Below are 11,749 nucleotides of genomic sequence, written 5' to 3' on the forward strand. Positions count from 1 at the left end.
CACACTTACTGTTGTGTATTCTGGTAGTATTGGATAGCTATTACAATTGCAGCGATCAGCATGAGTGACGCTATTACGGCAAGCGTTATCTTGATCCAGCTGTACGGCCTTTCGCCCTGTACTTCACCGGTACGCGCATTTACAACAAACTGGTACACTTTGCTGTTGTATTTATAGACATTCACATAAACCGGGAATAGCAGGTGCTTATAGGTAATGTTGCTGTAATCTGTCGTTAAAGAATTGATGTGCTGCTCATCGCCGCCTATGTCATGCCGTACTGCATCCCTTATCCTCGGATCGGCTATCACCTTAGCCATCTCAAATCCTTCTTTTATATCAATCTGGTATTTTTCGGTGATGAAGCCACTCAGGTAACTTTTGCCAAAAGGGATCAGGTTTTCCATGTCCCAGGGTTCCAGCTTCTGTACATATTTTTCCGGCAGCGACCTGGTTGCCCCTACAAGCAGGTCATCAAAGAACATGCCCACACTTCCGCTGGCAGGGTACCATCGGGTTTTGCGCACCTGTCGCGTTTTGGTAACCGACTTGCCATTTTCGGTAGTAGTATAAGTTTCCGATACGTAATAATACTCGCCGCGCTCTCCTGTGTATTGGCTGAAGGTAGCGGTATCATAGGTCCAGTACGGTATATATATCCCGTTAAAGCGGTCGGCATTGATATTGGTTTTCTTCAGGTCATCAGGCGCAAACCAAAGGCTTTTTATCCATTCCTCGAAATGTTGCTTTGCGGATGCCTTATCCAACCGGAATGGCAGCAATGAGCCCGGAAGTATGATGTTTTCATCATAGCCCTGCTCCGCATCGATTAGCGGCGTGAGGCAATATGGGCAGGCTGCAGAAGCAACACTACTGTCCCTGGACGATGATGCACCGCAGCTCCCACATTTCACAAAATGCTGAGACACTGTCACCCCTAAGCCTTTGCCCTGTCCCAATGCGGCAAAAAAATCATTTTCGGTGATCTTTCCTGTAACCTGCGGAATTTCATTTTCGGTTCCGCAATACTCACAGTTCAGGTGCTGCGTTCCCGGCATATATTTTAAATAAGCCCCACAATTATTGCATGGAAATCTGACGGTACCGAGTACCTTTTCTTCTGCACTCTCCATTTTATTGCGGTATCGGCGGCGGTGTGGTAAATATACCTTTCAGCTCGGTTACCCAACCGGCCTTAGCCCAGTCGGCCATTCCCGAATGCCACACTAATGTTTCTTTTGTAATCTCGTTTTGGGCAGCCATCTGTTTTATCACATCCAGTTCAAAAGGCCCGGCCTGTTTTCCGTTGAGAACCAGAAAAATGGCCATAGACGAAGGTATGGGCGGTGGCCCCTGGTTTGGTGGCGGCCCTGATGCCTGCCTGCTGTTTGAATATACTTCGGCAATATGGCCTGCCATTCCGTAACCCATAGACAGCCCCATGCCCGCACCTGCAATACTATGTTCGTTATCAGCGGCTTTTTCCAATGCCTTTGCGGCCTTCATCTGTGTAAGCCTGCCCAGGTCAATAGCATTCAGGCGGCTAAGTTCGAATATCTCGGCCTTGATCTCATCCGGCATCGAAACGTTCTCGATAAGGAATTTTGTCAGCTCAATGCCGTATTTCTCAAATTCAGGCCCGATCATCTGGAAGATTAGCCCTGACACTTCATTCACGTTTGCCGCATAATTTTCAACAGGCAGGTTCGCTTCGCCTATCGCATCGGTAAAGCGCGTTACGATAAGGCTCTTTAGCTGCTCTGTAATTTCGTCGGTTGTAAAATTGCCGTCGGTACCCACAATTTCCTTTATGAAAAGCCCGGCGTCCTTAACCCGCATTACATAGGTACCGAATGCACGGATCTCCAACATCCCGAAACGCCTGTCATTAAGGATTATCGGGTTCTTAGTCCCCCATTTTCTGTCGGTAATATTTTTAGTATTAACAAAGTAGACCTCTGCTTTAAAAGGGCTTTCAAAACCGTACTTCCAGCCTTGTAATGTAGAGAGTATCGGCAGGTTTCCCGTAGTCAGTGTATAGGTTCCGGGAGAAAAAACATCCGCCAGCTTTCCTTCACTGATGAATACTGCAACCTGTCCTTCGCGCACGATCAGCTTTGCACCATTCTTTATTTCATTCTGGAAGCGTTCAAACCGGTATACCAGTGTGTTGTTAGATTCATCGAGCCATTGTATAATGTCGATCAATTCACCGCGCAATCTGTCAAATAATCCCATATTTTCAGTTTCGTATTTTGTGTTTTTTTATTGGTATAAATATATATGAAAAAATGTTTCATAGACAATTTGCATATCTAAACTGTAGTAAAAATTTATTCTGATTCAACTTCAAACAAAAAAAGGAAGCCGAAGCTCCCTTTTATGTATGATATTGCTATTCCCTGTTATTGCAAGCTGTAACTGATGTTTACATTGGCAGTAACCACAATCTCTCCAATGGCGAGAGTTTCTCTTGGTGCGCTGTCCATTGCCGACTTAAATTCAGCATGCATCATAGGTGCAGGATAATACGTTTGGGTATTATCGGTAACCAATAATGCCTTTCCTGTTTTTTGTCCCAGGGCAGCGGTATAGTCGTCGGCTTTCTTTTTAGCATTGGCTACAGCCAAAACCCTTGCCTCGCTTTCATACTGTGCCTGTTTCGATGTCCTGAATTCCACACCGTTTACGTTATTGGCACCCGCATCTACAACACCCATCATAAGGGCATCATATTTTGTAAGGTCTTTCAAGTGGATAATAACAGTCTGCGACGCTACGTAGCTGTATTTCTTTTTATCATAATCATAATTCCTGTTCAGGCTCACCCTTTTGGTTTGGTAATCCTTTTCGGGCAGTTTTGCATTCTTCAGGTATTTCAGGATAGCATCAATGGCGATGTCGTTCTTTTTCTTTACATCGGCAGCATCGGCCCCGGTATTCTCAACCCCAATGGTTATTACGGCCTCATCAGGCACTACTGATACCCTGCCTTCACCGGAAACATTTATCTGTGGCGGCTGGTTTTGCTGGATCTGGGCGTTTGCCATCGTGCTTACGAACACAAACAATACTAATGCAATTTTTTTCATGGTATTTTGTTTTTGATTTATGATTTGTTTGTAAGATTTCAAAAGGCGTGCCAATTATTGCGCTTTACAGCTTTCCCATCTTCGCCATGATGAATAAAATCACTATTGGCACAGCAAGTATTATGACAACCAGTGTGTTATCATATATCATATTTGGCATTCGTGACAGCGCTATTGCATAGCCGCCTATGGCCCCGCCAAAGTGCGCGGTATGACCGATGTTGTCATTCTTAGCCTTCATACCATAAATAGAGAACAAAAGGTATAATATACCAAAGATATAACCCGGTATAAAGAAATTGATCTTCCTGTCCGGATCTATTAATATTGATGCAAATAAAACTCCTACAACTGCACCCGAGGCACCAATAGCCCTGTAGGAATAGTCATTCTTATGAAAGTATAGCGTAAGCAGGCTCCCAGCCACAAGGCTTACAAAATATACCATTAGAAAACCGACAACACCAAATTTGAAAATTACAACGGGAGCAAAAAAGAAAAGGGTAACCATATTAAAAATAAGGTGTGTAGGGTTGGCATGCAGGAAAGCGGACGTGAACATCCGGTACTGCTCCCCTGCCCGTATGCTCCCTACATGAAATTCATATTTCCTGAAAAAGGAATAATCCCCAAAAGCCTTATAGCTTACAATCGCATTTATGGCAATGATAGCCACTAAAACCAAATCTATATCTCCCATATCTTTTTATAAAGCGTAAAATTAGCCAATAAATCACAGGGCAGAAAATTAAATTTACCATCAGCAGTTGATAAAGGCGCAAAAGCGTATTGGATGTCCGGTTTCTGCTAAGGCAGCCGTTGTGCTGGTAGCTAAAACACCCCTGTAAATCGGGAATAAAAAGTATATTTGCATAAAAAAGAGATGCAGCTTTTAGCGTACATACTTAGTTACCCGCTGTTCTGGCTTATTTCGCTGCTACCGTTCAGGGTACTTTATTTCCTTTCTGACATCACTTGTTTCATTACCTACAGGATAATTGGCTACCGGAGATTGGTAGTACGGCAAAACCTCGCCCTTGCCCTCCCGCACCTGACCGAAAAAGAGCGAAAGGATATTGAAAAAAAATCCTACAGCCATTTTTGCGATACCTTCTTCGAAATAGCAAAGTCACTTACCATTACCGATAAGCAGATACGCAAAAGGTTTACCTTCACCAATATTGAGCTGGCCCATGAATATGAGGACAAGGGAAAAAGCGTGGTGCTGTTTACAGGGCATTATGCAAGCTATGAGTGGCTATTGTCTATGAATATGTACTTCAAATCCTTCAAAGGCATTGGTATTTACAAGATTGTGAGGAACAAATATTTTGATGCGCTGGTTAAAAAAATGAGAGGGCGGTATGGCGCAGAACTCATCGGCACTAAAAATATAATCCCTGCCATGCGGCAAAACCAAAGGAAAAGCATTAAAGGATTTTATGGCTTCATCAGCGACCAGTCGCCAAAAAAGAGCAGCATCATTTATTATGGCAAGTTTTTCGGGGTCACTGTACCCATGCAGGTAGGCGGCGAAATGCTGGCTAAAAAACTGGACATGAATGCCATGTTTGCCCGTATTGATAAAACAGGCCGTGGGTACTACCAATGCACTTTCGTACCCCTGGAAGGCAGCCCGAAAGATTACCCAAACTTTGCCGTAACCGACTGGTTCATGAATTTGCTTGAGGAGCAGATCAGGGAAAAACCGGAGTACTACCTATGGACACACAAAAGATTTAAGCACCGCCTTGACGATACTGTTACAGATCAAACCAACCCTTAACCATTTCGGTTGCATCCGGCTGTAAATTTACATGGCTAAATTCGTTGCTGGCATTGTTGTATTTGTAGTCTTTTGCCCATTCAGTATGATTTTCCGCCATTGCTGCAATGCTGTCGCATACATATTTTATTTCGGCATTGGTAGTTGTCGGGTGGATTGACATCCGTATCCATCCCGGTTTTTGTATCAGGTCGCCGGCAGTGATCTTATCGGTAAGGTAATTTGACATTTCCTGGTCTACATGCAGCAGGTAGTGCCCATAGGTGCCGGCACAACTGCAGCCTCCCCTGGTTTGTATGCCAAACCTGTCGTTAAGGAGCTTCACACCAAGATTAAAATGAAGTCCGTCGATATAAAAGGATACTACGCCTAACCTGTTTTTATGCTGTGGCGCCAGTATATTAAGGTTCGGGATACTACCAATCCTTTCAAAAATATAATCGATAATCTCTTTTTCCCTTTTCAGTATATTATCAATGCCCATCTGCTCTTTCAGCTTTACGGCAAGCGCTGTTTTTATAACCTGGAGGAATCCGGGTGTACCCCCATCTTCGCGCTCTTCTATGTTATCAACATATTTGTGCTCGCCCCATGGGTTGGTCCAGCTCACTGTACCACCGCCCGGATGATCGGGCACCATATTTTTATAAAGCTTTTTATTGAATATCAAAACACCCGAAGTGCCGGGACCGCCAAGGAACTTATGCGGCGAGAAGAAAATGGCATCCAGGTAAGCGTCTTCATCGGCAGGATGCATGTCTATGCTTACGTAGGGAGCCGAGCAGGCAAAATCCACAAAACACACACCATTATACTGATGTATGATTTTTGCTATTTCATGATATGGCGTTTTAATCCCTGTGACATTAGAGCAGGCCGTAACCGATGCTATTTTAAGTGTACAATCTTTATATTCCTCAAGCAGACCTTTAAAGCTGTCAAGGCAAATAAGACCTTCGGGACAGGCAGGGATTACCACAACATGGGCAATGGTTTCCAGCCAGGATGTCTGGTTGGAATGGTGCTCCATGTGCGAAACAAACACTACAGGCTTTTTCTCTTCGGGAACTTTAGTAAAGGCCTTCAGGTTCTCAGGGACTTTAAGCCCCAGGATACGCTGGAATTTGTTTATTACCCCGGTCATACCCGTTCCGGTTGTAATTAGAACATCATCGGCACTGGCATTCACATGGTGCTTTATGATATGCTTTGCTTCGTGGTAGGCATTGGTCATCGCTGTTCCTGACACGGTGGTCTCGGTATGGGTATTGGCTACAAAAGGCCCAAAGTCGTTAAGGATTTTTTCCTCGATAGGCCTGTAAAGCCTGCCGCTGGCGGTCCAGTCGGTATAAACGATCTCCTGTTTGCCGAATGGCGAAACAAACTCCTGCCCTATCCCGACAATATTTTGCCTGAATTTGTCGAAGTAGTGTTCCAACTCACTTTTTAGCATAGTATCTGCAGCCTGTAACATAATGTTGCGTGTTTAAGTCCCTGCAAATTTATTAAAATAAAAGGATTAGAAATACGTATTACATCGATAATACTGATTAGAAGTAAGTTTTGAAATGGATTTCACAAATTTCCTGCCTGAGTATGATTATCCCTGTTTTTAGTCAAAACGATATAAAAATCTGTTACGACCCGTTATATAGGTGTAATCAGTGTTTCTTGTTAACTGATTATATCCCTATTTCTACCTGGAAACGAATATACCAGTTTTGCTTAGAGGTGTTATCAAAGTACTTCATGTCGTCAAGGGTAAACTCCATTTGGGCTTTAAAAGCATGTTCCCATACATATTTAGTAATGCCAATACTATATTCGTTTGTATCCGGCGCAAGGGCAGCTATATCCCTATTGACGTTTTGGGTAGAAAAGCGCCCGATGATCTCATAATTTGAAGGAAAGAGATAGCTAAGCTGGTAATCGAATCCGCTACCCGTAAAGATATATTTAATATCGGTGGCATCATTTGGATTGACAGTTATAGGGTCACGGGCAGTGCGCTGCATGTAAGCTGCCATAGCTGCCCAGCCATTATATTTCAACATGGCATCTAGAAAAGCCGTTTTCATATCCCTTTTTTCAAAGAGGTCGTCGCCAAGCTGGCCGCCTGTCCTCCTGGCTTTATTATTGTATTGGTAGGCGCCGGATATCATCACTTTGGGTGTTGTTTCACGCTTAAGGTCGCCTTCAAAAAAAGCGCCGTCCTTTGTAAATGACCCAAATGGGTATAATTCTACTTTACCTGTGTAGGCAAGCCCATTATCAGGCTTGTCGGTAGAATTTCGTCCCTCTCCGGTTGTTATGGCGCTCCTGAAATTGTATGAAAACCTGTTGAGATGCTCGTTCTGGTTGTGCACCTGGAAGCCAAAATCCCTGTCGATGTTGAATTTGGCATTGTTGATGGTCCTGTCGGTAAGTTGCAGGGCGCCTGATGAATTGACACGCTGGCGGTTGCCCGGCAGTTTCGTTTGGCCGAAGCCAATGTTCCAGTTCCTGTCCGGCCGGTAGAAAACTACCGCATCGCGTATTACATTAAGGTTTTCGCCATCTTTAATTTCACCAACATCGCCGGGAGCGAAAGACAATTGTATGGCGTAGATGAATCTCGGGTCGCCCACATAACCGTCAAATCGCAGGCGAAGGCGGCGCACCTGGCCATCAATAGCCGCTTCCTCTCCTTCTTCCTGAAGATAGGTAGCTCTGTTCTGAATCCTGAAGCGGATATTGAACTGAAAAAGACTATCCGGTGACGTTATACCCAAACCTTTACCATAATTATAGTATGGCAGCACCGAAAGTTTCAAATCATTATCTTTGGTCGTCCTTTTGATATCAATCTGCGCAAATGCATTTGTAATACAGAAGGATACTATAAACAAGAGTACATTTTTTTTCATCGGGTGCGTTTTTATAATTAAGTTCAATACCGCAAAACAAAGAAATATCCGCTTTATCTGAATTGATAATTGTTATCAAATTGTTTTATTTTGTAAAGCCCTGTAAAGTTTGCGCAAACTTAATATTAAATCAACTTATCCAATGTTATGTAAATATTACCTTTGCAAAAATTTAAAGTTATGTCGAACATTTATATGGGTTACTACTTTACAGTCGAACCCAAAGAACCGGGAGCGGAAATACTTATGGCCGAACTGGGAGAAACCCCTTTTGAAAGTTTTATAGAAACTGAAGAAGGCCTTTCTGCTTATATACAAAAGGAGTTTTGGAATGAAAATATCCTTGATGGCATCTACATCCTGGGCTCTGATGAATTTAAGATAACCTATACTTTTGAAGAAATAGAACAGGTAAACTGGAATGAGGAATGGGAAAAGAATTTTGAACCTATTGATGTGGACAATACCTGCAGGGTAAGGGCACCATTCCATGAAAAGAAAGATGTGAAGTATGATATCGTAATCGAGCCAAAAATGAGCTTTGGCACCGGGCACCACGAAACGACCTTTATGATGATCCAGCATTTGCTTGAGACAGATATCGAGGGTAAAAAAACACTTGATATGGGGTGCGGTACGGCCATTTTGGCCATACTTGCCGAGATGAAAGGCGCGCAGCCCATTGATGCAATTGATATTGACAACTGGTGTTACCTCAATTCTATTGAAAATGCAGAGCGAAATAACTGCCACCATATAAGTGTTTATGAAGGTGATGCTGCTTTGCTTGAGGAAAAAAATTATGATGTTATTATTGCCAATATCAACCGCAATATATTGCTTAACGACATGCTGGCTTATGCAGATTGCCTTAATCCGGGTGGCATATTGCTGCTTAGCGGGTTCTATGAAGAAGACATACCTGCCATTGATACTTCGTGTACCGAAAAAGGCCTTACCTTTGTAAAAAAATTTAGCAGGAACAATTGGGTTTCACTAAAATATGTAAATTAGCATTTCAGATTAAAAGAGTGAGCATGAGTACCAAGGAAAAAGTTTTAGAGGAAGTATTAGTTGAAGAACTCACTTCCCTGAATAATGAGATCGTATTGTATAACGACGAGGTGAATACATTTGACCACGTTATAAACACGCTGATAAAAGTTTGCGGCCATACCGCAGAACAGGCTGAGCAATGCTCGCTTATCGTTCACTATAATGGCAAGTGCACAGTTAAGACGGGCGAATATAAAGAGCTGAAGCCGCAATGCACAGGGCTTCTGGATGCAGGGCTTAGCGCCGAGATAGTATAAAAAAAGGGTATTCATAAAGAACGCCCTTTTTTTTAAGCCCAAACGACTGAATTATCGTTTATCATAAATAAATTCAACATCGCCATTGGTGTAAACAGCACCACCCTGAGCATTCCTGTCAGGATACTCGGAAAACAGTTCATACATTGTAAGCTTTCCACCCTGCTTGGTGAAATTTGCCACAACGTTGTCACCATTATCATCTTCATACCTAACCCTTAGCACAACATTAGCACCGGTACCTGCATAAATTTCCCAAGTACCTGAAACTGTAGTTTGTGCACAGGCCGAAGTACCATTGTCTTCATTAACGATAATACCGTTCATATCGGCAGTGAAGGTATTATCTGCATTAAATGTAACCTTAGAGTTATTATAGCAGTCGGATTCTTCCATTTGGTTAATGTGCAATGTTCCATCCTCATCAAAATCCGTGGCTTCCTGGGTGTTTACTTCCCTAAGGTCATACGTTCCCGCAATCTCAACGTCGGTATTACCAGTGTTGCTACTGTCATCATCACTACATGAAGTGAATCCCAATCCTGCTATCGCAAGCGTACATACAAATAAATTGATCTTTTTCATTTTGCTGAATTTTAAATTAAGTTATTAATGAGGCAAAACTAGATTCAACACCTCTTAATAAAAATATAAACTCCGTTAATTAAATTTACTTTAACACCCATTATAATGAAGTAAGTTTATAAGTAGCTAAAAAACAATGAACTTAACGAAAACACATAAAATGTTCAAATCATCGGCTATTTCTATATTTTGATAATTTTTTTAACACAATTAACATTTTAAAACAGATACTTTTATACTAACTTAAATTTGTGTAGCATTCAAAACTAAGCATCTAATATATTGTAGGGTCATTATTTCCACTACAACAAAATTCATTTTATAGGTAAATCAACTATACATTACCACAACATAACGTTATAGGTTGTAAAAAAAATATCGCTGGTAAAAGAACAGATTCTTTGAAAGTAACAGTATTAATTGATATTTACATATTTCAGGATATGGAAATTAAAGCGTTAAATAATTGTATAGTTTCTATATAGGCGCGAAAACGAAATAGTATATCATATAATGACTACTTTGGCTGAAAATTAAAATTTATCAATCATGAAAAAATCTTTACTCTCAAATTTTTTTAAGGGAGCAGCAGTATTCGGCTTTACACTGTTTTCCCTTAACAGTATAAATGCACAGGTGAATGTAACCGTTGGAAATTTAGGTGCTGACCCAGCTGTATGGATAGGTTACGCAAGTTTCTTTGAAAACAATGGTAATTTCGAAAACGGACAGGAGCTGATTTATGCAGGTGGCAGTCCATGGGGCGTTGCTGAAATAAAAAGCGAACTCGATGCAGCAAATAATCAAATAAAATTATACCCAAATTACAATGCCTATAACGCTACCGATTCTTTTTGGTCTGACGGCAACGGAAATGGTAATAAAATATTTGAAGGCAGTACTTTTACAGAAAGAACCGACCTTGCTGGCCAGCAATTGGTTTTCTCAGGAAAAACACTAAGTTCAACGCTTCTTCCTGAATTTAAAGATACAGCATTCATAAAAATACTTGATCCTGCAAATAACTATGCTACAGAATTCGTAGTAACAGCAGCGCTCACAGCAGGAGAAAATTTCACATTATCTACAGGTAATTTCGTAATACAACCGGGCCGCATTGTACAATATGGCTTTTCTGTACTTGGAAAAAATGCAAACCCTACTCAAATGACCGCAAATGGATTTACCGTAGTTACAGCAGACGAGCCTGCAATGCCGGAATCAAATAACGTAACCATTTCAGCAAGCACGACTCCACTTAATGGCTATGCAAACTTTTTCCAACTTGATGGCACTACTTATGCAGGCGGAAGTCCATGGGCAGTGGCAGACTTGAAAACAGTACTTAATCAGGGTGATGGCACAATTGACCTTCATCCAAATTTTAATGCATGGAACGAAGGAGATACATTCTGGGTTCAGAATGGGGCTGGACAAAAGATATTTGAAGGCAACACCTACGTTGAAGACAATACACTTATCAACCAGGATGTTACATTCTCAGGACATTGTATCAGCAACAGCCTTGCTGCAGGTTACACAGGAATAGCTTTTATTAAGGTTCTTAGTGGAGCACCAAATTATGCGTTGGTTCTTAACATGCACGTACCACTTGTTGCAGGAGAAAATTTCAGCATCCACGTTGCCCCGGGCGATTATGCCAATGGCGCTATCTTCCAGTACGGCTACTCTGTAACAGGTGTTAATGCCAACCCTACACAAGAAACTGCTCTTGGATATGCAAGGGTAGGCGCAGCTACTGCAGGTGTAACAGATGTTGAGAAAAACACTTTCACAATGTATCCTAACCCAGCAAGCAACGTGCTTAACTTTGCTTCTGAAAATGCAATTGAAGGTATCCAGGTGTACAACGTTATGGGCCAGAAAGTAATCGATACAAAACCGGCACAGAACAATGCTTCTGTAGATGTATCAGGCCTTACAAGCGGTGTTTATATTGTAAATACTACAATAAACGGCAAACAAAGTTCTGCCCGTTTTATTAAACAATAATTTCATATAATTTTCTAAGTTCATGTTGATAAAGCCGCCCATGTTGTTTTGGGC

The 11,749-nt window shown here is 41.8% G+C and carries 11 protein-coding genes; 4 read left to right on the plus strand and 7 right to left on the minus strand.

Annotated elements, in window-relative coordinates; all coding sequences use genetic code 11:
* Positions 1-5: 5 nt before the first annotated feature.
* The 4 genes from AAEO56_RS12260 to AAEO56_RS12275 form a co-directional block, all read right to left on the minus strand.
* Positions 6-1,133, minus strand: a complete 1,128-nt coding sequence (locus AAEO56_RS12260; RefSeq protein WP_341697355.1) for a DNA helicase PriA — start codon at positions 1,131-1,133, stop codon at positions 6-8.
* 1 nt (position 1,134) lies between these two features.
* Positions 1,135-2,238: an SPFH domain-containing protein gene (locus tag AAEO56_RS12265; protein WP_341697356.1), complete on the minus strand. Its 1,104-nt coding sequence runs from the start codon at positions 2,236-2,238 to the stop codon at positions 1,135-1,137.
* A 167-nt stretch (positions 2,239-2,405) separates the two neighbouring features.
* On the minus strand, positions 2,406-3,092 hold the full coding sequence (locus AAEO56_RS12270) for an SIMPL domain-containing protein (protein ID WP_341697357.1): 687 nt from the start codon (positions 3,090-3,092) through the stop codon (positions 2,406-2,408).
* 64 nt (positions 3,093-3,156) lie between these two features.
* Positions 3,157-3,783 (minus strand): rhomboid family intramembrane serine protease, encoded by a 627-nt coding sequence (locus tag AAEO56_RS12275; protein ID WP_341697419.1) that lies wholly within the window; start codon positions 3,781-3,783, stop codon positions 3,157-3,159.
* A 177-nt stretch (positions 3,784-3,960) separates the two neighbouring features.
* Here AAEO56_RS12275 and AAEO56_RS12280 point away from each other — a divergent pair, with 177 nt between their 5' ends.
* Positions 3,961-4,878: a lysophospholipid acyltransferase family protein gene (locus AAEO56_RS12280; protein ID WP_341697358.1), complete on the plus strand. Its 918-nt coding sequence runs from the start codon at positions 3,961-3,963 to the stop codon at positions 4,876-4,878.
* On the opposite strand, the gene AAEO56_RS12285 is transcribed toward AAEO56_RS12280, so the two are convergent.
* Together AAEO56_RS12285 and AAEO56_RS12290 are read right to left on the minus strand one after the other, a co-directional pair.
* On the minus strand, positions 4,856-6,352 hold the full coding sequence (locus tag AAEO56_RS12285; protein WP_341697359.1) for an aminotransferase class V-fold PLP-dependent enzyme: 1,497 nt from the start codon (positions 6,350-6,352) through the stop codon (positions 4,856-4,858). The two genes, AAEO56_RS12280 and AAEO56_RS12285, sit on opposite strands and share 23 nt — an antisense overlap.
* Positions 6,353-6,560: 208 nt before the next feature.
* Positions 6,561-7,784 carry a porin gene (locus tag AAEO56_RS12290; RefSeq protein ID WP_341697360.1) on the minus strand — a complete coding sequence of 408 codons (1,224 nt, stop codon included), beginning with the start codon at positions 7,782-7,784 and terminating at the stop codon, positions 6,561-6,563.
* 180 nt (positions 7,785-7,964) lie between these two features.
* Here AAEO56_RS12290 and prmA point away from each other — a divergent pair, with 180 nt between their 5' ends.
* The gene (prmA, locus tag AAEO56_RS12295) at positions 7,965-8,798 is read left to right on the plus strand and encodes a 50S ribosomal protein L11 methyltransferase (protein ID WP_341697361.1); all 834 of its coding nucleotides are present in this window, start codon (positions 7,965-7,967) and stop codon (positions 8,796-8,798) included.
* Positions 8,799-8,821: 23 nt separating this feature from the next.
* On the plus strand, positions 8,822-9,097 hold the full coding sequence (locus AAEO56_RS12300) for an ATP-dependent Clp protease adaptor ClpS (RefSeq protein WP_341697362.1): 276 nt from the start codon (positions 8,822-8,824) through the stop codon (positions 9,095-9,097).
* A 51-nt stretch (positions 9,098-9,148) separates the two neighbouring features.
* Here AAEO56_RS12300 and AAEO56_RS12305 read toward each other — a convergent pair whose 3' ends face one another.
* Complete coding sequence (locus tag AAEO56_RS12305; protein ID WP_341697363.1) at positions 9,149-9,682, minus strand: hypothetical protein; 534 nt, start codon at positions 9,680-9,682, stop codon at positions 9,149-9,151.
* A 549-nt stretch (positions 9,683-10,231) separates the two neighbouring features.
* On the opposite strand from AAEO56_RS12305, the gene AAEO56_RS12310 reads away from it, so the two are divergent.
* Entirely contained in the window at positions 10,232-11,695 is a 1,464-nt protein-coding gene (locus AAEO56_RS12310) for a T9SS type A sorting domain-containing protein (RefSeq protein ID WP_341697364.1), read from the plus strand.
* The last annotated feature ends 54 nt before the right edge of the window (positions 11,696-11,749 follow it).

This window comes from Flavobacterium arundinis (assembly GCF_038289855.1).
GTDB classification, from domain to species: domain Bacteria; phylum Bacteroidota; class Bacteroidia; order Flavobacteriales; family Flavobacteriaceae; genus Flavobacterium; species Flavobacterium arundinis.

Bases quoted from the DNA above. Each gene is read 5' to 3' on its own strand.
- AAEO56_RS12260 (WP_341697355.1), bottom strand. From the start codon at position 1,133: ATGGAGAGTGCAGAAGAAAAGGTACTCGGTACCGTCAGATTTCCATGC.
- AAEO56_RS12265 (WP_341697356.1), bottom strand. From the start codon at position 2,238: ATGGGATTATTTGACAGATTGCGCGGTGAATTGATCGACATTATACAA.
- AAEO56_RS12270 (WP_341697357.1), bottom strand. From the start codon at position 3,092: ATGAAAAAAATTGCATTAGTATTGTTTGTGTTCGTAAGCACGATGGCA.
- AAEO56_RS12285 (WP_341697359.1), bottom strand. From the start codon at position 6,352: ATGTTACAGGCTGCAGATACTATGCTAAAAAGTGAGTTGGAACACTAC.
- AAEO56_RS12290 (WP_341697360.1), bottom strand. From the start codon at position 7,784: ATGAAAAAAAATGTACTCTTGTTTATAGTATCCTTCTGTATTACAAAT.
- prmA (WP_341697361.1), top strand. From the start codon at position 7,965: ATGTCGAACATTTATATGGGTTACTACTTTACAGTCGAACCCAAAGAA.
- AAEO56_RS12300 (WP_341697362.1), top strand. From the start codon at position 8,822: ATGAGTACCAAGGAAAAAGTTTTAGAGGAAGTATTAGTTGAAGAACTC.
- AAEO56_RS12305 (WP_341697363.1), bottom strand. From the start codon at position 9,682: ATGAAAAAGATCAATTTATTTGTATGTACGCTTGCGATAGCAGGATTG.
- AAEO56_RS12310 (WP_341697364.1), top strand. From the start codon at position 10,232: ATGAAAAAATCTTTACTCTCAAATTTTTTTAAGGGAGCAGCAGTATTC.